At 65.7% G+C, this 24,643-nt stretch carries 24 protein-coding genes and 1 tRNA gene; 8 read left to right on the forward strand and 17 right to left on the reverse strand.

Features of this window, described 5'->3' with window-relative positions; translation table 11 throughout:
* Nucleotide 1 precedes the first annotated feature (1 nt).
* Both ACSFBM_RS16110 and ACSFBM_RS16115 read left to right on the forward strand, forming a co-directional pair.
* Nucleotides 2–1,975, forward strand: a complete 1,974-nt coding sequence (locus ACSFBM_RS16110) for an acyltransferase family protein (RefSeq protein WP_435485224.1) — start codon at nt 2–4, stop codon at nt 1,973–1,975.
* A gap of 17 nt (nt 1,976–1,992) precedes the next feature.
* A complete protein-coding gene (locus ACSFBM_RS16115; protein WP_435485225.1) occupies nt 1,993–3,969 on the forward strand; it encodes an acyltransferase family protein in 1,977 nt (658 codons plus the stop codon).
* 17 nt (nt 3,970–3,986) lie between these two features.
* Here the strand turns inward: ACSFBM_RS16115 and ACSFBM_RS16120 are convergent, their stop codons facing one another.
* The 10 genes from ACSFBM_RS16120 to ACSFBM_RS16165 form a co-directional block, all read right to left on the reverse strand.
* The gene (locus ACSFBM_RS16120) at nt 3,987–4,196 is read right to left on the reverse strand and encodes a DNA gyrase inhibitor YacG (RefSeq protein ID WP_435485226.1); all 210 of its coding nucleotides are present in this window, start codon (nt 4,194–4,196) and stop codon (nt 3,987–3,989) included.
* A 31-nt stretch (nt 4,197–4,227) separates the two neighbouring features.
* Entirely contained in the window at nt 4,228–4,983 is a 756-nt protein-coding gene (zapD, locus tag ACSFBM_RS16125) for a cell division protein ZapD (protein ID WP_435485227.1), read from the reverse strand.
* Between the two features lie 30 nt (nt 4,984–5,013).
* Nucleotides 5,014–6,048 (reverse strand): alginate O-acetyltransferase AlgX-related protein, encoded by a 1,035-nt coding sequence (locus ACSFBM_RS16130; protein WP_435485228.1) that lies wholly within the window; start codon nt 6,046–6,048, stop codon nt 5,014–5,016.
* Nucleotide 6,049: 1 nt separating this feature from the next.
* On the reverse strand, nt 6,050–7,543 hold the full coding sequence (locus tag ACSFBM_RS16135; protein WP_435485229.1) for an MBOAT family O-acyltransferase: 1,494 nt from the start codon (nt 7,541–7,543) through the stop codon (nt 6,050–6,052).
* A gap of 69 nt (nt 7,544–7,612) precedes the next feature.
* On the reverse strand, nt 7,613–8,221 hold the full coding sequence (coaE, locus tag ACSFBM_RS16140) for a dephospho-CoA kinase (protein ID WP_435485273.1): 609 nt from the start codon (nt 8,219–8,221) through the stop codon (nt 7,613–7,615).
* Between the two features lie 8 nt (nt 8,222–8,229).
* On the reverse strand, nt 8,230–9,195 hold the full coding sequence (locus ACSFBM_RS16145) for a prepilin peptidase (protein WP_435485230.1): 966 nt from the start codon (nt 9,193–9,195) through the stop codon (nt 8,230–8,232).
* Entirely contained in the window at nt 9,195–10,424 is a 1,230-nt protein-coding gene (locus ACSFBM_RS16150) for a type II secretion system F family protein (protein ID WP_435437235.1), read from the reverse strand. Before ACSFBM_RS16150 ends, ACSFBM_RS16145 begins: the two co-directional genes overlap by 1 nt.
* A 27-nt stretch (nt 10,425–10,451) precedes the next feature.
* Entirely contained in the window at nt 10,452–12,185 is a 1,734-nt protein-coding gene (pilB, locus tag ACSFBM_RS16155) for a type IV-A pilus assembly ATPase PilB (RefSeq protein ID WP_435437236.1), read from the reverse strand.
* 113 nt (nt 12,186–12,298) lie between these two features.
* Nucleotides 12,299–12,375: transfer RNA gene (locus ACSFBM_RS16160), tRNA-Pro, on the reverse strand.
* 50 nt (nt 12,376–12,425) lie between these two features.
* Nucleotides 12,426–13,418: a polyprenyl synthetase family protein gene (locus tag ACSFBM_RS16165; protein ID WP_435485231.1), complete on the reverse strand. Its 993-nt coding sequence runs from the start codon at nt 13,416–13,418 to the stop codon at nt 12,426–12,428.
* A gap of 194 nt (nt 13,419–13,612) precedes the next feature.
* Here ACSFBM_RS16165 and rplU point away from each other — a divergent pair, with 194 nt between their 5' ends.
* The 4 genes from rplU to proB all read left to right on the forward strand — a co-directional run bounded on the left by rplU (nt 13,613) and on the right by proB (nt 16,569).
* Nucleotides 13,613–13,924, forward strand: coding sequence for a 50S ribosomal protein L21 (gene rplU / locus ACSFBM_RS16170; protein ID WP_042578903.1), 312 nt, complete (start codon nt 13,613–13,615; stop codon nt 13,922–13,924).
* A gap of 12 nt (nt 13,925–13,936) precedes the next feature.
* Complete coding sequence (gene rpmA / locus ACSFBM_RS16175; protein WP_435437239.1) at nt 13,937–14,197, forward strand: 50S ribosomal protein L27; 261 nt, start codon at nt 13,937–13,939, stop codon at nt 14,195–14,197.
* A 71-nt stretch (nt 14,198–14,268) separates the two neighbouring features.
* The gene (gene cgtA / locus ACSFBM_RS16180) at nt 14,269–15,345 is read left to right on the forward strand and encodes an Obg family GTPase CgtA (RefSeq protein WP_435485232.1); all 1,077 of its coding nucleotides are present in this window, start codon (nt 14,269–14,271) and stop codon (nt 15,343–15,345) included.
* 84 nt (nt 15,346–15,429) lie between these two features.
* The gene (proB, locus tag ACSFBM_RS16185) at nt 15,430–16,569 is read left to right on the forward strand and encodes a glutamate 5-kinase (protein ID WP_435485233.1); all 1,140 of its coding nucleotides are present in this window, start codon (nt 15,430–15,432) and stop codon (nt 16,567–16,569) included.
* A 53-nt stretch (nt 16,570–16,622) separates the two neighbouring features.
* Here the strand turns inward: proB and ACSFBM_RS16190 are convergent, their stop codons facing one another.
* Nucleotides 16,623–17,213, reverse strand: a complete 591-nt coding sequence (locus tag ACSFBM_RS16190; RefSeq protein ID WP_435485234.1) for a CNP1-like family protein — start codon at nt 17,211–17,213, stop codon at nt 16,623–16,625.
* Nucleotides 17,164–17,829, reverse strand: coding sequence for an RNA pyrophosphohydrolase (locus ACSFBM_RS16195; RefSeq protein WP_435437289.1), 666 nt, complete (start codon nt 17,827–17,829; stop codon nt 17,164–17,166). The genes ACSFBM_RS16190 and ACSFBM_RS16195 overlap by 50 nt, the downstream gene beginning before the upstream one ends.
* Nucleotides 17,830–17,976: 147 nt before the next feature.
* Here ACSFBM_RS16195 and ACSFBM_RS16200 point away from each other — a divergent pair, with 147 nt between their 5' ends.
* Complete coding sequence (locus ACSFBM_RS16200; RefSeq protein ID WP_435485235.1) at nt 17,977–19,722, forward strand: proline--tRNA ligase; 1,746 nt, start codon at nt 17,977–17,979, stop codon at nt 19,720–19,722.
* Nucleotides 19,719–20,399: a lytic transglycosylase domain-containing protein gene (locus tag ACSFBM_RS16205; RefSeq protein ID WP_435485236.1), complete on the forward strand. Its 681-nt coding sequence runs from the start codon at nt 19,719–19,721 to the stop codon at nt 20,397–20,399. Before ACSFBM_RS16200 ends, ACSFBM_RS16205 begins: the two co-directional genes overlap by 4 nt.
* A gap of 15 nt (nt 20,400–20,414) precedes the next feature.
* Here the strand turns inward: ACSFBM_RS16205 and paeA are convergent, their stop codons facing one another.
* Genes paeA through prfA form a run of 5 tightly spaced genes read right to left on the reverse strand, consistent with a single transcriptional unit; the run spans nt 20,415 to nt 24,609 of the window.
* The gene (gene paeA, locus ACSFBM_RS16210; RefSeq protein WP_435485237.1) at nt 20,415–21,725 is read right to left on the reverse strand and encodes a polyamine export protein PaeA; all 1,311 of its coding nucleotides are present in this window, start codon (nt 21,723–21,725) and stop codon (nt 20,415–20,417) included.
* Nucleotides 21,726–21,777: 52 nt separating this feature from the next.
* Nucleotides 21,778–22,296, reverse strand: a complete 519-nt coding sequence (locus ACSFBM_RS16215; RefSeq protein ID WP_435485238.1) for a cupin domain-containing protein — start codon at nt 22,294–22,296, stop codon at nt 21,778–21,780.
* A gap of 16 nt (nt 22,297–22,312) precedes the next feature.
* A complete protein-coding gene (grxD, locus tag ACSFBM_RS16220; RefSeq protein ID WP_093134857.1) occupies nt 22,313–22,639 on the reverse strand; it encodes a Grx4 family monothiol glutaredoxin in 327 nt (108 codons plus the stop codon).
* Nucleotides 22,640–22,669: 30 nt separating this feature from the next.
* Nucleotides 22,670–23,521, reverse strand: coding sequence for a peptide chain release factor N(5)-glutamine methyltransferase (gene prmC, locus ACSFBM_RS16225; RefSeq protein WP_435485239.1), 852 nt, complete (start codon nt 23,519–23,521; stop codon nt 22,670–22,672).
* Nucleotides 23,521–24,609, reverse strand: coding sequence for a peptide chain release factor 1 (prfA, locus tag ACSFBM_RS16230; protein WP_435485240.1), 1,089 nt, complete (start codon nt 24,607–24,609; stop codon nt 23,521–23,523). Before prfA ends, prmC begins: the two co-directional genes overlap by 1 nt.
* Between the last annotated feature and the right edge of the window lie 34 nt (nt 24,610–24,643).

Consider the following 24,643-nt stretch of genomic DNA (forward strand, 5'->3'; position numbering starts at 1 on the left):
GATGCATCCCAAGTACCGTCCGGACATCGACGGCCTGCGCGCGCTCGCGGTGGGCTCGGTGGTGCTGTATCACGCCTTTCCGACGGCGTTGATGGGCGGTTTCATCGGGGTGGACATCTTCTTCGTGATCTCGGGCTTCCTGATCACGACCATCATTCTCCAGAGCCTCACGGCGGGCGATTTCAGCTACCGCGACTTCTACGCACGGCGCATCCGGCGGATCTTTCCGGCGCTGATCGTGGTGCTGCTGGCCACGCTGGCCGCCGGCTGGTACCTGCTGCTGTCCGACGAGTTCGCGGAGCTGGGCAAGCAGACCGTGGGCGGCTCGGCCTTCATTGCCAACCTGGTGTTCTGGAGCGAGTCGGGCTACTTCGACACGGCCGCCGAGACCAAGCCGCTGCTGCATCTGTGGTCGCTGGGCATCGAGGAACAGTTCTACATCTTCTGGCCGCTGCTGCTGGGCCTGGCCTGGCGCAAGCGCTGGCCGATCGTGCGCGTGGTGCTGGCCGTGGCGGCGGTGTCGCTGGTGATCAACGTGGCCACGGTGCATCCGCTGCCGGCGGCGTCGTTCTATTCGCCGGCTTCGCGCTTCTGGGAGCTGATGGTGGGCGGCATCCTGGCCTGCATGCGGCTGAAACCGCCGGCCCCGAACGCATGGCGCAGCCATGCGCAGTCGGTGCTGGGCGTGGGGCTGATCGTGCTGGGGCTGGTGATGATCCGCAGCAACAAGGCCTTCCCCGGCTGGTGGGCGCTGCTGCCCACGCTGGGCGCGGTGAGCTGCATTGCCGCCGGCCCCGCGGGCGTGCTGAACAAGTACCTGCTGTCCAACCGGGTGATGGTGTGGATCGGGCTCATCAGCTATCCGCTGTACCTGTGGCACTGGCCGTTGCTGGCGTTCGTGCGCATCGTGGAGGCCGACCCGCTGCATCCGTCGCCGGTCTACCGCGCGGGCGCGATGGTGGCGAGCGTGCTGCTGGCCTGGGCCACCTACCGCTTCGTGGAGCGCTTCGCGCGAAACCGTCCCGGCACCGGCACGCTCAAGCTGTTGGGCGGCGGCATGGTGCTGGCGGCCGTGGCAGGCGCCGCTGTCTTCTTCGGCCTGCCCGAGCCGCGCAACAACAGCGCCCGGCTGCAGGTCGTGGCCAACGCCACGCTGGACGCCGACTATTACGACGGCTTCAAGCTCGACCAGCTCGGCGAGCAGCTGATCTACAAGGTCGGCGGCGGTCCGAAGCGGGTGCTGTTCCTGGGTGACAGCCACATCCAGCAGTACGCGCCCCGCGTGATGGAACTGGCGCGCACGCTGGCCATGCCCGCGGACACGTCGGCCTGGTTCGCGACCCAGGGCGCATGCCCGGCCGTACCGGGTGTGCATGCGGACAAGAACATCGGCTGCGCCGAGCGGCGCGACGCCATGCTGGCCTACGCGCTGGGCCCGGAGGTCGATTCGGTGGTGATCGGCGGCTGCTGGAACTGCTACTTCGTGGGGCAGGGTGCCTTGGCTTACTACTTCCGCGACGCCGACAACAAGGTCCATCCGTTCCAGGGCGGCGACGGCATCGAGCGCGCGCTGGCTTCGATGGAGTTCACGCTGCGCGAGCTGGCACGGCACAAGAAGGTCTACCTGCTGCTCGACAACCCGGGCGGTCCCGAGTTCGAGCCCAAGCGCCTGATCGAGGGCAGCCGCCTCACGCACATGGAGGCCATGCGCTCGACGCCGACCGCGCCGTTGCCGGCCGACCAGAAGCAGCTCAACGACCGGTTGCGCGCGATTGCGCTGGCCGCCGGCGCCGAACCCATCGATGCGATGGCGGTGCTGTGCAAGGACGACCAGTGCCTGCGCACGCTGCCCGACGGCGCGCCCGCGTACAAGGACGCCGACCACCTGCGCCCGCGCTATACGCGGGAAGAGGCCAGCTACTTCGACCGGACGGTGCGCGCAGCGCCTGCCGCCGCGCCACAGCCGGCGCGCTGAGCGCGCCTTCGCGAACCATGCATCCCAAGTACCGCCCGGACATTGACGGCCTGCGCGCCATCGCGGTGGGCTCGGTGCTGGCGTATCACGCGTTTCCGAGCCTGCTGCCGGGCGGCTTCATCGGGGTCGACATCTTCTTCGTGATCTCTGGCTTCCTGATCACGACCATCCTGCTGCAGAGCCTGGCCGCGGGCGACTTCAGCTACCGCGACTTCTATGCGCGGCGCATCCGGCGGATCTTTCCCGCGCTGGTGCTGGTGCTGCTGGCCACGCTGGCCTTCGGCTGGTACGTGCTGCTGCCGGGCGAGTTCTCGCAGCTGGGCAAGCAGACCACCGGCGGGGCCGCCTTCTTCGCCAACCTGGTCTTCCTGGGCGAAGCCGGCTACTTCGACGCCACGGCGGAGACCAAGCCGCTGCTGCACCTGTGGTCGCTGGGCATCGAGGAGCAGTTCTACATCTTCTGGCCGCTGTTGCTGGGGCTTGCCTGGCGCAAGCGCTGGCCGATTCTTCGGGTGACGCTGGCGGTGGCCGCGATCTCCTTCCTGGTCAATGTGCTCACGGTGCAGCCGCACCGCGCGGCGGCGTTCTATTCGCCGCTGTCGCGCGCGTGGGAGCTGATGCTCGGCGGGCTGCTGGCGGCCATGCGTCTGCAGGCCGCGGGCGCGCCGGCGGGCACCGCGGATTCGCGTGCCTGGACGAAGCATGTGCAGTCGGTGGTCGGCGTGGGTCTGATCGTGCTGGGGCTCTTCATGACGCGCAGCACCAAGGCGTTTCCGGGCTGGTGGGCGCTGCTGCCTGTGCTGGGCGCGGTGAGCTGCATCGCAGCGGGACCGAACGGCGTGCTCAACCGCTACCTGCTGTCGAACCGCCTGATGGTGTGGATCGGCCTCATCAGCTACCCGCTGTACCTGTGGCACTGGCCGCTGCTGTCGTACGCGCGCATCGTCGCGGGTGGCGAACCTTCGCTGCAGATGCGCATCGCGATGGTGGTGGCGTCCGTGGTGTTGGCCTGGGCCACCTACCGCTTCCTGGAGCGCTTCGTGAAGCTGCATCTGTCGCAGGGCATGCTGCGCGGCCTGGCGGGCGGCGGCGCGGCGCTGGCGCTGGCCGGCGTGCTGGTGTTCCTGGGCACGCCGCTGCCGCGCAACGACAGCCCGGCACTGCAGGCGGTGGCCGATGCCACGCGCGAAGACAACTACTACGACGGCTTCGAGGAGTCCGCGCTGGGCGGGCAGTTCGTCTACCGCGCCGGCAGCGGCAGGCACAACGTGCTGCTGATCGGCGACAGCCACGTCGAGCAGTACGCACCGCGCGCGCTCGAGCTGATGCGCACGCAGCCCGGCAAGGCGCGCACGGTCTACTTTGCGACCAAGGGCTCCTGCCCGCCGGTGCCGGGCCTGTTCAGCGGCAGCGACACCAGCTGCGACGAGCGGCGCGCGGCGGTGCTCGACCTGGCGCTCAAGCCGGAGATCGATTCGGTGGTGATCGGGGCCTGCTGGAGCTGCTACTTCACCGGCGCCGGGCCCACGGTGAACTACTTCGTGGACGACAGGAAGGCGGTGCACCCGTTCCTCGGCGGGGACGGCGTCGACCTGTCGCTGAAGTCGCTGGGCGAAGTACTCAAGCGCCTGTCGGCGCACAAGAAGGTCTACCTGGTGCTCGGCAATCCGGTGGGCATGGATTTCGATCCGCTCAGGCAGATCCAGGGCAGCCGGCTCGGCGGCATGACGGCCGCCAGCGGGCAGCTGAAAGCGCCGATGCCACAAGACCAGGCGCAGTTCAATGCGCGGCTGAAACAGGTGGCCGAAGCCAACGGGGCGCAGGTCATCGCGCCGTTCGACAGCTTGTGCGCGGACGGCCAGTGCATCCGCAGCATGCCGGACGACGGCTCGCCGGCCTACAAGGACATCGGGCATCTGCGGCCGCGGTATGCGCGCAGCTTCGCGACCTACATCGATCCCGCGCTGCTGGACGAGGGAACGGGCGGCAAGTAGCCCGCGCCTGGCGGCTGCTACTGGATCTTCGGATCGCCGAAGGGGTTGTCGTCGGGCGGCGCCTCGGCCGGCATGCGGAACTCCTCGCTGGCCCAGGCGCCGAGGTCGACGCCCTTGCAGCGCGCGCTGCAGAACGGCCGGTAGGCATTGCTCGGCGCGTAGATGCTGTCGCCACCGCACGTGGGGCAGCGCACGATGCGCTCGCCGTTTGCGTTCAGCTTGCTCATTGGCGTACCTTCGTGCGCCGCACTGCGGCGTTCATGCGCACAGCGTCAGCTCGAAGGGCGCGTCGTCCGAGCTTTGGTGCAGGCGGTCGTCCTTGTCGTGGCGCATGAGGCGCACCGACACCATGAGACGGTTGCCGCTGATTTCGGGAACCAACCCCAGCCGCGGGTCGATGCGCAGGCGCAGCAGCTGGAAGCTGCGGCCCTGCGGCAGGTTCTGCTGGAACTGGCCGTGGGTGGCGATGACCTTGTAGGGCACGTCGGCATCGCGCAGCAGCTTGAGCAGCAGGTAGATCGACGAGGCCAGCGGGGACAGTGTGTTCGACCAGCGTTCGAGGTCGGCGCGGCGGTCCTTGGCGGGGCGATGCTGCCAGGCGTAGTAGGCCGGCAGGTCGAACTCGCAGGTGCCGCCCGGAATGCCGGCACGGCTGCGAATGCTCATGAGCCACTCGTTCTCCGTGAGCGCCTGGCCGGCCTTGCCAGACACGCCGTTGAGCGTCGTGAAGTTGCGCTCGAGCTGGCCGACGACCTGGTCGAGCACGGCCTCGGCGATGGCCGGATTGCCGCGGTAGCTGTTGAAGACGTTCTTGTGCTTGTCCAGGTCGCGCAGCACATCGGCCTTGAGGTCGGCCCGCGCGGCGACGTCCATGATCTCGAAGATCGTGATCAGGGCGAAGTGATGGGACAGCGGCGATTCAGAGGGCACCAGCTCGCCGAGCCGGCGAAACAGGTGCTCCAGCCGCAGGTAGGTGCGGATGCGCTCGTTGAAGGGGTACTCGTAGAGGATCACGCGTATCGTTTTTTCAAGTCAGGTTCGAGCTCATTGCGGTCTGGCAGGCGGTGCGGGCAGCACCTGGCGCACAGCCTCCAGCATACGCTGACCGAAAAGAATGTAACCCCTGGTCGAGACATGGGTCTCGTTGGCGGGGAAAAGGTCCATGACCTTGAAGCGGTGCTGTTGCGCCAGCTCGAAAAGGTCCGGCCCGATATTTTGCGGGTTGAACGCGGCCCTGAATTCGTCGGCATGGTTTTGTTGCAAATACACCGTGCTCTTGTTGGGGACCACCATCCACACGACCTTGTACGGCGCGGCCGTGTCCTCGAAGCTCTTCATGAAGCGCGCGGACTTGGCCGACAGCGGGGCGTTGACCCGGTCTTCGGCGGTCATCAGCAGCTTGTCGCAGGCATGGTGGCTGAACTGCTTGCAGCCGTCGGGTACCACGCGCGCATCGATCAGCGGGCCCCAGCGCTCGGGCGTGTTGGTCCAGCTGTCGGAGCGCAGGATGGCCTTGGTGTTGTGGTACGTGTACCAGCCGCTGAGCAGTTCGGCGTCCCAGTTCAGCTGGAAGCCGGGAGCGGGCTTGGCCGGGTTCTCGAAGGGTGGCGGCGTCGGCTTGAAGGCGTGCGCCATCGTCTTGCAGCCTTCGGATTTCTCGATGCGGTCTTCGAGCAGGCGCTCGATGCTCTCGATGATCACCACCTTGCCCTTGAAGCCGGATTTCTCGAGCCATCCCGGGAAGTCGCCGCACACCACGCCGCCCAGGTTGTCCCAGTGGGTGGTCGTGAGCTTGTAGCCCGCGCCCACGAGAGACGCCTGCCAGGCGTAGCGCACAGAGAAGCTGTCGCCGATCACCAGGATGTCGGATTCGTTGATGGGCCAGGTCTTGACGTCCGCGTCCGGAATGGGCGGGGGCGGCGCATGCCAGCCGAACTCGCGTTCGGAGATGCGCCCGATCCGGGTCAGGTCGCCATAGGGAATGGGGGTGAACAAGCTGGCGACCAGCAACGCGCAGCACACCAGGAAACCCGCGGCGAAGATGCGAAGCCAGGTCTTGGCCGATGTCGTGTCTTCCATGTCAGAACTGGAAATAGAGGAATGGGCTGTAGTTGCCGAACTTCGACACGCACAGGCCAAAAAGATAGACGCATCCCAGCCCGGTGACCCAGGTGGCCACGCGCTGCAGGTGAGGCCGTCCGGCCAGGCCCGCGACGTTGGGAATCCAGCGGTCGAGCGTGATGGTGGGCGGCAGCGCCAGGCAGATCACCAGGCCCACCAGGAGGGTCTGGAAGAACTCGGGCTTGCGGAACGGCACGCGGAATTCGCTGAAAGCCGAAACTGGTGCGCCATGCAGGCCCAGCATGCCCTTGTAGATCTCGATGGCGGCCGTCAGGCTGTCGGCGCGGAACACCACCCAGGCGATCATGACGCACAGGAAGGTGATGAACCAGCCGACCACGCGGCCGTACCACGTGGTCTTGGTGCTGCCGCGGCGCACCTTGGCGTTCCAGAAGTGGTTGACCATCAGGAACGCGCCGTGCAGCGCACCCCAGATCACGAAGGTCCAGGCGGCGCCGTGCCACAGGCCGCCCAGCAGCATCGTCAGGAAGAGGTTGATGTAGCGGCGCGCCGGCCCCTTGCGGTTGCCGCCCAGCGGCACGTAGAGATAGTCGCGCAGGAAGGTCGACAGCGAGATGTGCCAGCGGCGCCAGAACTCGATCATGTTGGTCGACTTGTAGGGCGAGCGGAAGTTGAGCGGCAGCTGCACGCCCACGCACAGCGACAGGCCGACCGCCATGTCCGAGTAGCCCGAGAAGTCGAAATAGATCTGCAGCGTATAGGCCAGCACGCCGAACCACGCGGTGTACAGCGAAGGCAGAACGCCTTCGTGCACGCCCTTGAACATCATGTCGGCGTACTGCCCCAGCGGGTCGGCGATGAGCATCTTCTTGGCCAGGCCGAAGACGAAGATGCCCAGCCCCAGCGCCATGTGGTTGGCGTTGAATTTGTAGGTGGCCGGGCTGTTGAACTGCGGCATCATCTGCGCGTGATGCAGCACCGGGCCCGCGATCAGGTGCGGGAAGTAGGTCACGAACAGCGCATAGTGGACGAAGCTGCGCTCTTGCACCTTGCCCTGCCAGCAGTCGACCAGGAAGGCGATCTGGGTGAACGTGTAGAACGAGATGCCGATCGGCAGCACGATGTGCACCAGGTCGATCTGCGCGAAGCCGGCGGCGGCCAGGCCGGCATCGATGTTTTCCAGGAAGAAGTTGGCGTACTTGAAGACCGCCAACACCCCGAGGTTGACCACCAGCGCGATGATCAGCAGGGCCTTGCGGTGCTTGTCTTCCCGGCTCGGGGAAGGCGTGAGTCGCAGTCCGAACCAGTAGTTGATGCAGATCGACCCCAGCAGCAGGGGCAGCGCCTTGACGCTCCACCAGCCGTAGAAGAAGAGCGAGGCCAGTGCCAGGAAACCCGCCGCCGCTCGGGGACTGCGCGCGCCGATCAGGAAGAAGCCGATCAGGACCAGCGGGAAGAAAACGAAGATGAAGGGATACGAATTGAAAAGCATCGTGAGGGGCGCTAAGGCGTGCGCCGTTTGACGTGACCGTCGTGTCGCCGCTGCGGCGTCAATGCCAAATTATCGCGTGCCCGCCACAACCCAACGTTCCCAGAGACCCCACACCTGCGCACCGAGTTGCTCCAGGGTCAGGGACTCGTTGTAAATGACCGCGTCCGCGGCCGCCCTGCGCGCCTTGCGCGGGGCCTGTTGGGCGATGACTGCCTGGACGGCTTCCGGTGCCCAACCTGAGCGCGCGACCACGCGTTTCATTTGCGTTTCCTCGGTGGCATCGACCACCAGCACCCGGTCGACGAGGGTGCGCCAGCGGCCGGATTCGACCAGCAGGGGAACATCGAAGACCACCACCGCATCGTCACCGGCCGCCGCGGCCTGGCGCTCGGTTTCGGTGCCGATGAGGGGGTGCAGGATGGCTTCCAGGCGACGCTTGGCGCCGGCATCGGCGAACACGATCCGGCGCATGGCGGCCCTGTCGAGGCCGCCGTCCGGAGCGATGACGCCGGGGCCGAAGTCGGCCTCCAGGGCCGGCATCGCGACGCCCCCGGGCTGCGCGATGGCACGCGCAATGGCGTCGGTGTCCACCAGCACGGCTCCCTGCCGCACCAGCAAGCCGGCCACCGTGCTCTTGCCGCTGCCGATGCCGCCGGTCAGGCCGACGCGCCGCACCATGGACGGCGTCAACGGACCAGCGCGCCCAGGGGGAAGGCGAACGGAATCCATTGCCTCACGACCTCCGGGCCCGCCACCAGACAGATGAGGCCCGCGCCGGCCAGGAAGGGGCCGAAGGCGATCGGGATGTCCTTGTGCGCCAGCTTGCCGGCCACGCGCAGCGTCACGCCGATCACGGCGCCCACCAGCGACGAGACGAGGATGATCGCAATGAGGTAGTCGGCGCCGAGCCAGGCGCCCAGCGCGGCCAGCAGCTTGAAGTCTCCATAGCCCATGCCTTCCTTGCCCGTGACCAGGCGAAAGGCATGGTACACAAGCCACAGGCTCAGGTAGCCGAACACGGCGCCCCAGACGGCTGAACTCAAAGGCACCCCGGTCCAGCCCGCCGCCGCGCCGATCAGGCCAAGCCACAGCAGGGGGTAGTTGAGCGAATCGGGCAGGAACTGGGTGTCGAAATCGATCAGGAACTGGCAGACCAGCAAGGCGCCAAAGGCGGCCCAGAGCGCGCCCGCGGGCGTGACACCGAAGCGCCAGGCGCACAGGGCGAACAGGGCGCCCGTGACGAGCTCGACCAGCGGGTAGCGTGGGCTGATCGCGGTCCTGCAGGCGCCGCAGCGGCCGCGCAGCACCAGGTAGCTCAGCACGGGGATGTTCTCGTACCAGCGGATCCTGTGGCCGCAGGCGCCGCAGCGCGAGGCGGGACGCGCCAGGTCGAAAGGGGGCTGCGCTTCGATGACCGCCGCGGCCCTGTCGGCCGCTACCTCCAGCCCGGCGGGGGGCGCGACCTTCGAGCCGAAGGCCAGCGACCACAGCGAGGGGGCATCCTTCGACGACATGAGGTTCGCGACGGCGTCGGCGAGCCAGTCGCGGTACATCATCACCGGCGTGCGGTAGATGACGACGTTGAGGAAACTGCCGATCAATAGCCCCAGCACACCGGCGAACGCGGTGTCGAATTCCCTCGACACGAGCATCAGACGACCTGGCCGAGCTTGAAGATGGGCAGGTACATCGAGACCACGATGCCGCCGATGATGGTGCCCAGGAACACGATGATGATGGGCTCCATCAGGCTCGACAGGCCCGCGACCATGTCGTCCACCTCGGACTCGTAGAAGTCGGCCGCCTTGCCCAGCATGTGGTCGATGGAGCCGGACTCTTCGCCGATGGCGGTCATCTGGATGACCATCGACGGAAAGAGGTTGGCATTGGTCATGGCCGCAGTGAGGCTGGTGCCGGTGGAAACCTCCTGCTGGATCTTCGCCGTGGCGTCGCCGTAGACGCTGTTGCCCGAGGCCCCGCCCACCGAGTCGAGGGCTTCGACCAAGGGGACGCCGGCGGCGAACATGGTTGCCAACGTTCGGGTCCAGCGGGCCACGCAGGATTTTTCGATCAATGTGCCGAAGATGGGAATGCGCAACAGGACGCGGTCCATGACCTTCTGGAAGCGCTCATTGCGTTTCCACGCCTGCAGGAAGAAGTAGATGCCGCCGCCGATGCAGCCGAAGATCAGCCACCAGTACGAGACGAAGAATTCGCTGATGGCCATCACGAACAGCGTGGGCGCAGGCAGATCGGCACCGAAAGAAGTGAACACCTGCTTGAACGCCGGAATCACGAAGATCATGATGATGGCCACCACCACGAAGGCCACGACGACCACGGAGGTCGGGTACATCAGCGCCGACTTGATCTTGGACTTGATCGCCTCGGTCTTTTCCATGTACGTGGCGAGGCGGTCCAGCAGGTCTTCCAGGATACCGGCGGCTTCGCCGGCTTCCACCAGGTTGCAATAAAGGTTGTCGAAGTACTTCGGAAACTTCCGGAAGGCCGCCGACAGCGAAGTGCCGGTTTCCACGTCGGTGCGAATGTCGTTGAGCAGCTTGGCCACGCTCGCGTTCGCGTTGCCGCGTCCGACGATGTCGAAGGACTGCATCAAAGGCACGCCGGCCTTCATCATCGTTGCCAGCTGGCGCGTGAAGATCGCGATGTCCTTGGGCTTGATGGCCTTGCCCGAGCGCATCCGGCGCTTCTTGATCTTCGACGCAAGCACGCCTTGGCGGCGCAATGCCGCCTGCACCTGGTTCTCGCCGGCGGCCCGAAGTTCGCCGCGCACCATCTTGCCGTTGCGGTCCTTGCCCTCCCACTCGAAGACAAACTCCTTGTGCGTGGGCTTGGAGCGGGGGGATGCCACTGTTGCCATTCGATCTCCGGTTTCTCGGTGTGTTCGTTACAGGTTGGTGCAGGCGACCACTTCTTCCAGCGAAGTGAGACCTTGCATGACTTTGCGCAACCCCGACTGGCGCAGCGAGCGCACGCCTTCGGCCTCGGACTGCTGGGCGATGTCGAGCGCGCTGCCGTCGCGCAGGATGATTTCCTGGATCGCCTCCGTGATCGGCATCACCTGATAGATGCCCACGCGCCCCTTGTAGCCGCCGCTGCATGCGGAGCAGCCGACGGGGCGATAGGGCTTCCACGTTCCGTCCAGTTGTTCTTCCTGGAATCCGGCGTCGAGCAGCGCTTCGCGCGGTACTTCGGTGGGCACGCGGCACACCGTGCACAGCCGCCTGGCCAGGCGCTGCGCAGTGATCAGGATCACGCTGGACGCAATATTGAATGGCGCGATGCCCATGTTGCGCATCCGCGTGAGCGTGGTCGGTGCGTCGTTGGTGTGCAGCGTGGAGAGCACCAGGTGGCCTGTTTGCGCGGCCTTGATCGAGATGTCCGCAGTTTCCAGGTCGCGGATTTCGCCGACCATGATGATGTCCGGATCCTGGCGCAGGAAGGCGCGCAGCGCGGCCGCGAAGGTGAGCCCCGCCTTTTCGTTCACGTTGACCTGGTTGACGCCGGGCAGGTTGATTTCCGAGGGGTCTTCCGCGGTCGCGATGTTCACGCCCGGCTGATTCAGCAGGTTCAGGCAGGTGTACAGCGACACCGTCTTGCCTGAGCCCGTGGGGCCCGTCACCAGCACCATTCCGTAGGGACGCCCGATGGCGTGAAGGAGGCGCGCCTTTTCGTCTGCGTCGTAGCCCAGCGCATCGATGCCCAGGCGAGCGCTGCTGGGGTCAAGAATACGGATGACGATCTTTTCGCCGAACAGCGTGGGCAGGGTGCTCACGCGAAAGTCGATGACGCGGTCCGGGCCGATCTTGAGCTTCATGCGGCCGTCTTGCGGCACGCGCTTCTCGGAGATGTCGAGCCGCGAGATGACCTTGATGCGCGAGGCCAGCTTGTCCTTGATGACGGTGGGCGGGCTGGCGATTTCGCGCAGCTCGCCGTCGATCCGGAACCGCACGCGGTACTGGTGCTCGTAGGGCTCGAAATGGATGTCCGAAGCCCGCATGCCGATCGCGTCGAGCAGCATCTTGTGAAGAAAGCGCACGACCGGCGCGTCTTCGACTTCGGCAATCGCCTGGTCGGAGGCTTCGCTCGAAGTTTCGGAGGTGACTTCGTCGAACTCGAACTCGCTGCCGACAATGTTGTTGATGGTCTCCGCCGCGCTCACCGCAGCGGCTTCGATCATTCGAGAAAGCTTGTCGTACTCCGCAATGACCCAGTCGACGCCCATCTGGGATGCGAACTTGATCTTTTCCGCCGCTTGCTGGTCGGACGGGTCGGCTGTTGCAACAATCAGACGGTTGTTGCGCTTGCTGAGGACGACGATGCGGTACGCGTGGCACAGCTTGGCGTCGAGCAGGTCCTTGGGCAGGCGCTGCGGATCGATCGCATCGAGGTCGAGAAGCGGAGCGCCGAAGGCGCTTGAAAGCGTGTGGGCCAGATCGGCCGCTGAGACAGCGCCAGAGCCAGTGAGCTCGGCGATGAAGCTGGTGCGCCCGCTCAGCGACTTCTGATAAATGTCCTCAGCGGACTTGGCGGGGAGCTTGCCGGCCGAAACCAGGGCACGTGCGAGCCCTGGGAGCGCAATCTGCGCAGGTTCTTTGACGGGAAGTTCGGCAGCGGCCATTCAGCGAATGCAAAAGATGTGAAAAAATGCTTCACGATCATCGCTGAACACTCCTGCGCTGTAAATCGCCATACAGCAACAGGCGCGGCCATTTATTTATGCCAGCCAAAGGCTGGTCGGGGTGAGAGGATTCGAACCTCCGGCCTCTACGTCCCGAACGTAGCGCTCTACCAGGCTAAGCTACACCCCGATGGTTGCAAGAAAAAAGTAATCGCCCTAGATGCCAACTCAGTGAGGTGTTCAGGTACGTCGCTCAAGCAACTGAGCCGCCAATTGTAGCAAACCTGAGGCGTACAAATTGGACGGAAAGTCTTTCAAAGCGTGAATCGCGCGTTGTGCCTCGGCGGCAGCTGCTGCGCGCGAGGCATCCAGCGCCCCCGTTTCGCGAACGATTTCGACGATTTTTCCCAGTTGGGCGGTGTCTCCAGCCTCGATGGCTGCACGCACGAGTGCGCTCTGCGCAGGGGTGCCGCGCTGCATCGCGAAGATGAGTGGGAGCGTGGTCTTGCCTTCGCGCAGGTCATCGCCCACGTTCTTTCCGGTTTCCTGGGCATCGCCCGCGTAGTCGAGCACGTCGTCGATCACCTGGAAGGCGGTGCCCAGCGCCTGGCCGTAAGTGGCGCATGCCTGCTCCGTGTCTGCAGACGCGCCTGCGAGCACGGCGGCGAGCCGGGTGCTGGCTTCGAAAAGCTTGGCGGTCTTCGAGCGGATCACGCGCAGATAGGCTTCTTCGTCCAGTGACGCGTCGTGCATGTTCATCAGCTGGAGCACCTCGCCCTCGGCAATGATGTTGGTGGCCTCAGCCAGGATTTGCATCACGCGCATGTTGTCGGCGTCCAGCATCATCTGGAAAGCGCGCGAATAGAGGAAATCGCCGACCAGCACGCTCGCCGGGTTGCCGAAGGACTCATTGGCTGTCGCCCGGCCGCGCCGAAGGGTCGACTCGTCGACCACATCGTCGTGCAGCAGGGTTGCCGTGTGAATGAACTCCACCACGGCCGCGAGGTTGAAGCGCTGCTCGCCGGTGTAGCCCAGCGCCCCCGACATCAGCAGCAAAAGCGCAGGCCGCAGGCGCTTGCCGCCCGCGGAGATGATGTATTTCGAGACTTGGCTGACCAGCGGCACGCCCGTGTCGAGGCGGTGGGCAATCACACGGTCGACTTCGACCATGTCGCCCGCAATCAGGTCCAGCACAGTGGCGGTGGGGGAGGTGTCGGCGGCGGGAACTGGCAAAGCGTGGGCGCGGGGCGCTGCTGGAAATGATGGCGGCCCCTTCTATGAAGGGAGGGCCGGAAATGCCAAATTATAGGGAGCCGCCGTGGCTTCCCCATCCTGCTGGGCCTCTGGCTGGGCGGCAAGTACAAACCGCGCTATAATCTTGGGCTCTGCGGAATTCGCCGTGGGGACTCAATTTCTAAGAGGTTTACATGTACGCGGTCATAAAAACCGGCGGCAAGCAATATCGCGTTGCTTCCGGCGAAAAAATTAAAGTAGAACAGATTGCTGCGGACGTAGGCCAGGAAATCGTGATCGATCAGGTTCTGGCTGTCGGAAACGGCGCTGAAATCAAGGTTGGCACGCCCCTGGTGTCCGGCGCAACGGTGACAGTCACGGTACTGTCGCACGGCAAGCACGACAAGGTTGGCATCTTCAAGATGCGCCGTCGCAAGCACTATCAGAAACGTCAAGGCCATCGCCAGCAGTTCACCGAACTGCAAATCGGCGCGATCGCCGGCTAAGGAGCACATTCCATGGCACAGAAAAAAGGCGGCGGCTCAACGCGAAACGGGCGCGATTCCAAGCCCAAGATGCTCGGCGTGAAGACGTTCGGCGGCGAACTGATCAGCGCAGGCTCGATCATCGTGCGCCAGCGCGGCACCAAGTTCCACCCCGGCGTGAACGTCGGTCTGGGCAAGGACCACACGCTGTTTGCCCTGGTCGACGGCCATGTGTCGTTCGGTTTCAAGGGTGCATTGAACAAGCACACGGTCAACGTGACTCCCGCGGCGTAAGCCTCGCAGTCATTTCGATCACCCGAGGCCCCGCATTGCCGGGGCTTCTTCATTTGTAAACTGGACATCCCATGAAGTTCGTCGACGAAGCCTTCATCGACATCGCTGCCGGCGATGGCGGCAACGGCTGCGTGTCGTTCCGTCATGAGAAGTACAAGGAATTCGGCGGCCCCAATGGCGGTGACGGCGGCCGCGGCGGCCACGTCTTCGCAGTGGCCGATTCGAACCTGAACACGCTGGTCGATTTCCGCTATTCGCGCCGCCACGAGGCCAAGCGCGGAGAGCACGGCATGGGCTCCGACATGTTCGGCGCCGCCGGTGACGACATCACGCTCAAGATGCCGGTCGGCACGATCATCTCCGACGCGGAAACGGGCGAGGTCCTGTTCGAGCTGCTGGAGGAAGGCAAAGTCATCACCATCGCCAAGGGCGGCGATGGTGGCTTTGGCAACATGCGTTTCAAAAGCGCCATCAACCGCGCACCGCGTCAGAAGACGCCTGGGTGGCCTGGCGAGAAGCGCAGTGTCAAGCTCGAACTGAAGGTGTTGGCCGACGTCGGTCTGCTCGGCATGCCGAATGCCGGCAAGTCGACGCTGATCAGCGCCATCTCCAATGCACGCCCGCGCATTGCGGATTACCCCTTCACCACGCTGCACCCGAACCTTGGCGTGGTGCGCGTCGGTCCGGAACAGAGCTTCGTCGTGGCCGACCTTCCCGGCCTGATCGAAGGTGCTGCCGAAGGCGCCGGCCTCGGCCATCTCTTCCTGCGCCACCTGCAGCGCACGCGCCTTCTGCTGCACGTGATCGACATGGCGCCGTTCGACGACGCTGTCGACCCGGTCGCCCAGGCCAAGGCCATCGTCGGCGAACTCAAGAAATACGACGCCGCGCTCTACGAAAAGCCGCGCTGGCTCGTGCTCAACAAGCTCGACATGGTGCCGCTCGAAGAGCGCCCGGCGCGCGTCAAGGACGTCGTGAAGCGTCTGCGCTTCAAGGGGCCCGTGTTCGAAATCTCGGCACTCACGCGCGAAGGCTGCGAACACCTGGTGCAGGCTGTCTATCAGCAGGTCAAGGCGCAGCATTTGGCCGAACAGGTGCCGGTCGTCGTCGATCCGCGCTTCACTCAGCTGCCGCCCGAGAGCGTTTGAGCGACGACGCAGCATCGCCCCTCTGGTGCTGCATAAACACAGACAGCAGCACACTTCGCAGCATTCAAGACCGCACCGCCAGAAATGACCACGAACTCCGGATCCACTGCCTTGCGGGATGCCCGCCGAATCGTCGTCAAGGTGGGCTCCAGCCTCGTGACCAACGAGGGCCGTGGTCTCGACGAGGCGGCCATCGGTGAATGGTGCCGGCAACTGGCGGCGCTGGTGCGCGACGGGCGCGAGGTCGTCATGGTGTCGAGCGGCGCGATTGCCGAGGGCATGAAGCGTCTCGGCTGGCGCACGCGGCCGCACGAAATCAACGAGCTGCAGGCGGCAGCAGCCGTCGGGCAGATGGGCCTGGCCCAGATGTACGAGACCAAGCTGCGCGAGAACGAAATCGGCAGCGCGCAGGTGCTGCTGACCCACGCCGACCTGGCCGATCGCGAGCGCTACCTCAATGCCCGCTCGACGCTGGTCACCTTGCTCAAGCTGGGGGTCGTGCCCGTCATCAACGAGAACGACACGGTCGTGAACGACGAGATCAAGTTCGGCGACAACGACACGCTCGGTGCGCTCGTGGCCAACCTGGTCGAGGCTGACGCGCTGGTGATCCTGACGGACCAGAAGGGTTTGTACACCGCCGATCCGCGCAAGGACCCTGACGCGAAGTTCGTGCACGAGGCCGCCGCTGGCGACCCAGCGCTCGAGGCGATGGCCGGTGGTGCGGGTTCCAGCATCGGCCGCGGCGGCATGATCACCAAGATCCTCGCGGCCAAGCGCGCTGCCGGTTCGGGCGCTTCCACTGTCATCGCCTGGGGCCGCGAGCCCGACGCGCTGCTGCGCCTGTCGCGCGGCGAGTCCATCGGCACGCTGCTGGTGGCGCAAACTGCCAAGCACCAGGCCCGCAAGCGCTGGATGGCCGACCATCTGCAACTGCGCGGCGCCGTCGTCGTCGATGCGGGGGCCGCGGCCAAGGTGCGCGCCGAAGGCAAGAGCCTGTTGCCGATCGGCATGACCAGCGTGTCGGGAGAGTTTTCGCGCGGCGACGTGATCGCGGTGCGCGATGTCGACGGCGTCGAGCTGGCTCGGGGCCTGGCCAACTATTCGAGCGTGGAAGCGCGCCTGCTCTGCCGCAAGCCCTCGGCCGAATTCGAGCGTTTGCTGGGCTATGTCGCCGAACCTGAAATGGTCCACCGCGACAACATGGTGCTGATGCCGAGCTGAAAACGACAACGGGGCGCGAGGCCCCGTTTTTCATTGACGCGGCGCAGCGCGTTTTACTGCACTTCCCGAATCGGGTTGCGGATGTTCTGGACCATTTCTCCCACCGAGGAGCGCGGCGCATTGCCGCGGCACAGTGCCTGGGTCGACAGCGCACGGGTATAGCTGGAGTTCATGGCGTTGATCTGCTTCCACTCCGGCGCCGTCGTCTCTTGCCAGATGCCGTTGTTGAAGCGCGCATAGCTCTTCATTTCGGCTGTCGAACAGCGCACGCCCTCGTAGAAGGCATTGACTGCACTTCCGCTGCGGTTGTGCGCCACCACCACGTAGCGCACGATGCCGTCGTCCGTGATGACGATCGTGCTGGGGTCTACACCGAACGTCAGGCTCATGTACGGCGGCATCTGGATGTGCAGCAGGCGGTTTTCGCTGAAAGCCGGCGGCGGCGGCACGGCGGTTTCTTGCCACTCTTTCTCGGTGCCGTAGCGCTTGGGCGGCAGCGGCATCCCCGACTGGGCCCAATCGGGGTTGTCCGTGTCGTATTGACCCGATGCGCATCCAGCCAGGATGCCGAAGCAGGCAAGCAGAAGCACCCGTTCAGCGTTGCGTCGGAAGGAAGGGCGCTTTGTGGTGGGAAGGAGGTTCATCGCTCGCGGAAGGAATGTCGGGATGCGGATCGAAACTGCCGCCGGGCGGCAGGTCCAGTCCGGGGGGCGCCCCGGCGTCCAGCGAATGGCGCTCGAACTCTCGAGCACGCACGTTGCTGCGCAGGAAGCGATTTCGGAAATCCTGCCGTGGCAGGTAGCGAGCAAGCTCGGTGAGCGCCATCTCGTAGACGCCGCGCTTGAACTCGACGACCACGTCGAGCGGCACCCAGTAGTCGTGCCAGCGCCAAGCGTCGAATTCGGGATGGTCGGTGGCACGCAGGTTCAGATCCCAGTCGTGACCGACAAGTTGCAGCAAATACCAGATTTGCTTCTGGCCTTTGTAGTGGCCCCGTGCGTCACGGCGGATGAACCGATCCGGCACCTCGTAGCGCAACCAGTCACGGGTACGGGCAACGATGCGCACATGCTCCGGATGGAGACCCACCTCCTCGTGCAGTTCCCGGAACATGGCTTGCTCGGGACTTTCGCCGCGGTCTATGCCGCCTTGCGGAAACTGCCAGGAATGCGTACGTATGCGCTTGCCCCAGAAAACCTGGTTTCTCTGGTTGAGCAGGATGATGCCGACGTTGGGCCTGAAGCCGTCCCGGTCGAGCATAATCAAACCCCAATTTTTGAACTGAGTCGATTATGCATGCCGGGGTGTCCCCGGCAAGCTGCCGATGCCAGGCTCTCAGGGTCTCTCCGGGGGAGCAGTCCCCCACTTCCCACTTTCGAGTCCAGCGAATCCATCCGAACGATCCCGATGAAAGCTTCCCGATTTTTTGTCTCCACCCTCAAGGAAGCGCCCGCTGACGCCGAGGTCGCGAGCCACCGGCTCATGACGCGTGCCGGCATGATCAAGAAGCTCGGCACCGGCATCTACACATACATGCCCATGGGCCTGCGCGTGATCCGAAAGGTCGAGGCCATCGTGCGCGAGGAAATGAACCGCGCCGGTGCCGTCGAGATGGCGATGCCCGTCGTGCAGCCGGCCGAGCTCTGGCAAGAGACCGGCCGCTTCGAGAAGATGGGCCCCGAGCTGCTGCGCATCAAGGACCGGCATGACCGCGACTTCGTGATCCAGCCCACCAGCGAAGAGGTGGTGACCGACATCGCGCGCCAGGAAATCCGCAGCTACAAGCAGCTGCCCAGGAATTTCTACCAGATCCAGACCAAGTTCCGCGACGAGCGCCGTCCGCGCTTCGGCCTCATGCGCGGACGCGAGTTCATCATGAAGGACGCCTACAGCTTCGACCGCGACCTCGATGCCGCCAAGGCCAGCTACCAGGTCATGGCGCAGGCCTACCGCAACATCTTCGATCGCTTCGGCCTGCGCTACCGCGCCGTGGCTGCCGACAGCGGCGCCATCGGCGGCGACCTGAGCGAAGAGTTCCAGGTGATCGCCGCGACCGGCGAGGACGCCATCGTCTACTGCCCCGACAGCAACTACGCCGCCAACATGGAAAAGGCCGAGGCGCTGGCACCGGCCGGCCCGCGCCCCGCCGCCGCCAAGGCGCTCGAGAAGACCGCCACGCCGGCCAAGAGCACCTGCGAGGACGTCGCCGTGCTGCTCGGCGTGCCGCTGTCCACCACCGTGAAGTCGCTCGTGCTGGCCACCGACATCGTCGACGCCGCCGGCAACATCAAGGGCGCGCAGGTCTGGTTGCTGCTGCTGCGCGGCGACCACGAGATGAACGAGATCAAGGTCGGCAAGCTGCCGGGCCTGGACAAGGGCTTCCGCTTCGCCAACCTGGCCGAAATCGACGAGCATTTCGGCTGCAAGCCCGGCTACCTCGGGCCGCTGAACCTGAAGAAGCCGGTCAAGCTGGTGGCCGACCGCGAGGTGGCCGTCATGGCCGACTGGATCACGGGCGCCAACGAGGTCGACTTCCACATGACCGGCGTCAACTGGGGCCGCGACCTGCCCGAGCCCGAACTCGTGGCCGACCTGCGCAACGTGGTCGCCGGCGACGCCTCGCCCGACGGCAAGGGCGTGCTGGCCATCGAGCGCGGCATCGAAGTGGGCCACGTGTTCGTGCTCGGCACCAAGTACAGCAAGGACATGAATGCCACCTATCTCGACGAGGGCGGCAAGCCGCAGTTTCTCGAGATGGGCTGCTACGGCATCGGCATCACGCGCCTGCCTGCCGCCGCCATCGAGCAGAACCACGACGAGCGCGGCATCATCTGGCCCGACGCCATCGCCCCGTTCACCGTGGTGGTCTGCCCGATCGGCATGGACCGCAGCGCGGAGGTCAAGACCGCCGCCGAGGCGCTTTACGAAGACCTGCTCGCCAAGGGTGTCGACGTGCTGCTCGACGACCGCGGCGAGCGCCCTGGCGCGATGTTCGCCGACTGGGAACTCATCGGTGTGCCGCACCGCGTGGTCATCTCCGACCGCGGCCTGAAAGAGGGCCAGCTCGAATACCAGCACCGCCGCGACACCGCAGCCACCAAGGTGCCGTCGGCCGGCATCGCCGACTTCATCACCGGCAAGCTCGCTGCATGAGCCTTGAGGGCGGCCTCTCGCGGCGCCAGTGCCTGGGCGCCGCCGTGAGCGCGGGCGCCCTGACGGTGCTGTCGCTGCCGCGGACCGCCCTGGCCGGCGCGCAGATCGAGGAGCCGCTCATCGACTCGGTGCGCACCGCGCTGAGTTCGGCCATCCACAACAAGGCGCCCCCGGTTCCCCAGTTCGCGAACACCGAGGCTCGCCTGGCGTACCTGCGCTGGCTCGGCGAGATGAGCGAACGGCTCAAGAAGAAGGTGGCCGATGCGCCGTCGCGCATCGAATTCCTGCAGACCGCGTGGTACGAGGCCAAGCGCTCCGGGCTGGAGGTGAGCCTGGTGCTTGGGCTGGTTCAGGTCGAGAGCAATTTCCGCAAGTTCGCGGTGTCGAGCGCCGGGGCGCGCGGCTACATGCAGGTCATGCCGTTCTGGACGCGCGTGATCGGCGACAGCGATTCGGCCAAGCTCTTCCACATGCAGACCAACCTGCGTTTCGGCTGCGTGATCCTGCGCCACTACCTCGACCGCGAAAACGGCGACCTCTACATGACGCTGGGCCGCTACAACGGCAGCCGTGGCAAGTCGCCGTACCCGAACGCGGTGTTCGCGAACCAGCGGCTCTGGGCGTTCAACGACAAGGAACGCGAGCGCGAGAAGGACAAGGACCGCTCGGCGGCCTGAAACCTGTGGAGCCTGTCAGGCTGCCGGCGCCTTCGCGGTGCCCGAGCCCTTCGTGACCATCACCTGGTCGATGCGGTAGCTGTCCACGTCCATCACCTCGAAGGTGTAGCCGCCCCAGGTCACGTTGTCGGTGCGCTTGGGCACGCGGCGCAGCATCACCATCAGGAAGCCCGCAAGCGTCTCGTACTCCTCGGCATGCGGCAGTTCGTCGATGTGCAGCGCGCGCTGCACGTCCTGGATGGGCGTGATGCCGTCGATGAGCCATGAGTTCTCGTCGCGTCGCACGATCTGCTCTTCGTCGGGCATCGTCACCAGGTCGCCCATCACCGTGCTCATCACGTCGTTGAGCGTGATCACGCCCACCACCAGGCTGTACTCGTTGACGATGATCGCGAAGTCTTCATGCGCCTGCTGGAACTGCTCGAGCACCTCGGTCAGCGAGAGCCGGTCGGGAATGACCAGCGCCTTGTGCAGCGGCAGCCCCTGGTCGAAGGCCAGCGGCTGGCCGCTGAGCACGCGCTGGAACATGTCCTTCGCATCCACATAGCCCAGCACGTGGTCGATGTCGCCGTCGCACACCGGATACGCCGAGAAGGGCTCGGCCACGATGCGCGCACGCAGCACCGACTCGGGGTCGTCGTGCAGGAACCAGGCGATGCTCTCGCGCGCCGTCATCACGCTGCTCACCAGGCGCGTTTCTAGCTCGAACACATTGGCGATCACCTGCTGCTCGCGCACCGCGAGCACGCCCGCACGTGCGCCGGCCTCGGTCATGGCCAGGATGTCGGCCGAGGTGATCTTGTCGTCGCGAACCAGCGGCATGCCCAGCAGCTTGAAGAGCATGTCGGTCGAGCGGGTGAAGAACCACACCAGCGGCTTGAAGGTGGTGATGAGCACCTGCATCGGCCCGACCATGCGCACCGCGAGCTGTTCGGGATTGCTCATGCCCAGGCGCTTGGGGAACAGGTCGGCGAACACCAGGAACACCGCGATGACGATCACGAACGAGCAGAGAAAGGCCACGTTGGCTGACGCTTCGACGCTCAGCCAGCGCTCGAAGAAGCCTGCGAAGTAGGGGCTGAGCGAGCCCTCGCCGACCACGCCGCCCAGGATGGCCACCGCGTTGAGGCCGATCTGTACCACGGTGAAGTAGTGGCCTGGCTGCTCCTGCACCCGCAGCACCTTTTCCGCCCGCGGGTCGCCTTCGTCGGCCATCTGGCGCAGGCGCAGGCGGCGCGAGGCGGCCAGCGTGATTTCGGCAAGGGAGAAGAACGCGCTCAACGCGATCAGCAAGACGATGATGAGCAGGCTTTGGGTCAGGTTCATGGTGGCACGGCGAAGAGCGCCATGGTGCCATGACTCGGCCCGGGAAAAGCGCTCAGACGCCGCCGTGCGGGTGCGTGGGGTCGACCCACAGCACCGATTCCGGCTTTTCGACGGGCTCGATGTCGAGATTGACAGCCACCGCTTCGCCATCGCTGCGGCACAGCACGCACTCGAGCGACTCTGTCGCGCTCGCGTTGATTTCCTGGTGCGGCACGAAAGGCGGCACGTAGATGAAGTCACCGGGTCCGGCCTCTGCCGTGAACTCGAGCTTCTCGCCCCAGCGCATGCGGGCCCGACCGCGCACCACGTAGATCACCGATTCGAGGTGGCCGTGGTGGTGGGCGCCGGTCTTGGCATCGGCGTGGATGGTCACCGTGCCGGCCCACAACTTCTGTGCGCCGACGCGCGCGAAGTTGATGGCCGCCGCCCGGTTCATGCCGGGCGTCTGCGCGGTGTTGACGTCGAGCTGGTTGGCCGCGACCACGCGCACGCCGTCGTGCTTCCAGGCCGGTTCGGCCGAATCGACCTGATGGTCGTCGTGGGTGTGCGAATGGCCGTGATCGTGGCTCATTGCAGCCTTCGTGAAATCAGGCGGGGCTGCCGTTCACCACCTGCTGCAGCTCACCGGATTCGTACATCTCCATCATGATGTCCGAGCCGCCGATGAACTCGCCCTTCACGTACAGCTGCGGAATGGTGGGCCAGTTGCTGTATTCCTTGATGCCCTGGCGGATGCCGTCGTCTTCGAGCACGTTGACGGTCTTGAGCGCCTTGGTGTCGACGCCGACCGCCTTCAGGATCTGGATGGCGCGGCCCGAGAAACCGCACATCGGGAAACTCGCATTCCCCTTCATGAAGAGCACGAGTTCGTTGGTTTTGACGAGATCGTCGATGCGTTGCTGAGCGTCGGACATGGGGAACTCCTGAAAAGTGGGCTGAGGGGATTATTTCACCGCGCGCCAGATTCCGCCTGAGCAGCGCGGGATGCCGGCAAGGTCGTCGCGGCTTTGCACGTCAGCAAAACCGCGCTCGGCGAGCAGCTGCCGCACCGCCGAGGCCTGGTCGTGGCCGTGTTCGAGCAGCAGCCAGCCGTCTTGTGCGAGGTGATCGGGGGCGTGCTGCACGATCCGGCGGATGTCGTCGAGGCCGTCGGCGCCCGCCACCAGCGCCGAAACCGGCTCGTGGCGCAAGGCGGGCAGGTGCGGGTCGCCGGCGGCGATGTACGGCGGGTTGCTGGCGATGACCGTGTAGCCGCTGCCGGCGCCATCGAGCCAGTTCGCCTGGGCGAAGCGCACCGGCAGGCCGAGGCGCTGGGCATTGGCCAGCGCCACCGCAAGCGCGTCGGCGCTGGCATCGACCGCATCGACCTGTGCGTCGGGGCGGGCGTGCTGCAGGGCCAGCGCGATCGCGCCGCTGCCCGTGCCCAGGTCAAGCACGCGCGGCGCGGCGCGGCCTTCCAGGCACTGCAGGGCCCATTCGACCAGTGTCTCGGTGTCCGGGCGGGGCACCAGCACGCGCGCATCGACCCGCAGGTCGAGGCCGTGGAATTCTTTTTCGCCCAGCAGGTAGGCCACCGGCTCGCCCGCCAGGCGGCGCGACAGCTGTGCGGCCAGCGCGGACCACGCGGCACCGGGCATTGCATCGGTGTCGTGCGCGAGCAGCCAGGCGCGGTCGTGCGGGGCGCGGCCCAGGGCGTGCAGCAGCAGCAGCTGTGCGTCGAGCCGGTCCACGCCCAGCGCGACGCCCGCCGCGAGCGCCTGCGCCACGGTCGAGGGCAACGGGTTTTCGGTGCTCATCACGCCGGCAGGCTCGATTCCAGCTCGGCCAGCTGCTCGGCTTCGCGCGCGGCGCGCAGGGCGTCCAGTACGTCGCCCAGGTCGCCTTCCATGATGGCCAGCAGCTTGTAGAGCGTGAGGTTGATGCGGTGGTCGGTGAGCCGCCCCTGCGGAAAGTTGTACGTGCGAATGCGGTCGGAGCGGTCGCCGCTGCCGATGAGCCCCTTGCGCATGGCCGCGTCCTTGGCGGCGCGCTCGCTGCGGTCCTTTTCCTGGATGCGCGCCGACAGCACCTGCAGCGCCTTGGCCTTGTTGCGGTGCTGGCTGCGGTCGTCCTGGCACTCGGCCACGATGCCGGTCGGGATGTGCGTGATGCGCACGGCCGAGTCGGTCTTGTTGATGTGCTGTCCGCCCGCGCCGCTTGCGCGGTAGGTGTCGATGCGCAGGTCGGCCGGGTTGATCTGCACCGCCACGGTCTCGTCGGGCTCGGCCAGCACGGCGACGGTGCAGGCGCTGGTGTGGATGCGGCCTTGCGTCTCGGTCGCCGGCACGCGCTGCACGCGGTGGCCGCCGGATTCGAAGCGCAGCTTGCCGAAGACGTCGTCGCCGACGATGCGGATCACCACTTCCTTGTAGCCGCCGAGCTCGCTCGCGCTCTCGCTCACGACCTCGCAGCGCAGGCCGACGCGCTCGCAGTAGCGCGTGTACATGCGCAGCAGGTCGCCTGCGAACAGGGCCGACTCGTCGCCGCCGGTGCCGGCGCGGATTTCCATGAAGGCGTTGCGCGCGTCGTCCGGGTCCTTGGGCAGCAGCAGGCGCTGCAGTTCCTCTTCGAGCTGGAGCAGCTCGGCTTCGGCGCCCGAAATTTCTTCCTTCGCCATCTCGGCCATGTCGGGGTCGTCGAGCATCTCCTTCGCACCGGCGATGTCGGCCTCGCGCTGCCTGTAGCGCTCGTAGCGGCCGGCGATCTGCGTGATCTCGGCGTGCTCTCGCGAGATGGTGCGGTACTGCGCCATGTCGCTCATGATGTCTTCGCGCGAGAGCAGGAAGTCGAGTTCGCCCAGGCGCTGGACGTAGCGTTCGAGTTGATGGCGCAGAAAGGATTTCACGGCGGAAGGGACTCGGAAAAAATGAGGGATTGCG

Origin of the sequence: Variovorax pasteuri (genome assembly GCF_051216435.1) — a bacterium.
GTDB lineage: Bacteria > Pseudomonadota > Gammaproteobacteria > Burkholderiales > Burkholderiaceae_C > Variovorax.

Bases quoted from the DNA above. Each gene is read 5' to 3' on its own strand.
- ACSFBM_RS16110 (WP_435485224.1), top strand. From the start codon at position 2: ATGCATCCCAAGTACCGTCCGGACATCGACGGCCTGCGCGCGCTCGCG.
- ACSFBM_RS16115 (WP_435485225.1), top strand. From the start codon at position 1,993: ATGCATCCCAAGTACCGCCCGGACATTGACGGCCTGCGCGCCATCGCG.
- ACSFBM_RS16120 (WP_435485226.1), bottom strand. From the start codon at position 4,196: ATGAGCAAGCTGAACGCAAACGGCGAGCGCATCGTGCGCTGCCCCACG.
- ACSFBM_RS16130 (WP_435485228.1), bottom strand. From the start codon at position 6,048: ATGGAAGACACGACATCGGCCAAGACCTGGCTTCGCATCTTCGCCGCG.
- ACSFBM_RS16135 (WP_435485229.1), bottom strand. From the start codon at position 7,543: ATGCTTTTCAATTCGTATCCCTTCATCTTCGTTTTCTTCCCGCTGGTC.
- coaE (WP_435485273.1), bottom strand. From the start codon at position 8,221: ATGGTGCGGCGCGTCGGCCTGACCGGCGGCATCGGCAGCGGCAAGAGC.
- ACSFBM_RS16145 (WP_435485230.1), bottom strand. From the start codon at position 9,195: ATGCTCGTGTCGAGGGAATTCGACACCGCGTTCGCCGGTGTGCTGGGG.
- ACSFBM_RS16150 (WP_435437235.1), bottom strand. From the start codon at position 10,424: ATGGCAACAGTGGCATCCCCCCGCTCCAAGCCCACGCACAAGGAGTTT.
- pilB (WP_435437236.1), bottom strand. From the start codon at position 12,185: ATGGCCGCTGCCGAACTTCCCGTCAAAGAACCTGCGCAGATTGCGCTC.
- rplU (WP_042578903.1), top strand. From the start codon at position 13,613: ATGTACGCGGTCATAAAAACCGGCGGCAAGCAATATCGCGTTGCTTCC.
- rpmA (WP_435437239.1), top strand. From the start codon at position 13,937: ATGGCACAGAAAAAAGGCGGCGGCTCAACGCGAAACGGGCGCGATTCC.
- cgtA (WP_435485232.1), top strand. From the start codon at position 14,269: ATGAAGTTCGTCGACGAAGCCTTCATCGACATCGCTGCCGGCGATGGC.
- proB (WP_435485233.1), top strand. From the start codon at position 15,430: ATGACCACGAACTCCGGATCCACTGCCTTGCGGGATGCCCGCCGAATC.
- ACSFBM_RS16190 (WP_435485234.1), bottom strand. From the start codon at position 17,213: ATGAACCTCCTTCCCACCACAAAGCGCCCTTCCTTCCGACGCAACGCT.
- ACSFBM_RS16195 (WP_435437289.1), bottom strand. From the start codon at position 17,829: ATGCTCGACCGGGACGGCTTCAGGCCCAACGTCGGCATCATCCTGCTC.
- ACSFBM_RS16200 (WP_435485235.1), top strand. From the start codon at position 17,977: ATGAAAGCTTCCCGATTTTTTGTCTCCACCCTCAAGGAAGCGCCCGCT.
- ACSFBM_RS16205 (WP_435485236.1), top strand. From the start codon at position 19,719: ATGAGCCTTGAGGGCGGCCTCTCGCGGCGCCAGTGCCTGGGCGCCGCC.
- paeA (WP_435485237.1), bottom strand. From the start codon at position 21,725: ATGAACCTGACCCAAAGCCTGCTCATCATCGTCTTGCTGATCGCGTTG.
- ACSFBM_RS16215 (WP_435485238.1), bottom strand. From the start codon at position 22,296: ATGAGCCACGATCACGGCCATTCGCACACCCACGACGACCATCAGGTC.
- grxD (WP_093134857.1), bottom strand. From the start codon at position 22,639: ATGTCCGACGCTCAGCAACGCATCGACGATCTCGTCAAAACCAACGAA.
- prmC (WP_435485239.1), bottom strand. From the start codon at position 23,521: ATGAGCACCGAAAACCCGTTGCCCTCGACCGTGGCGCAGGCGCTCGCG.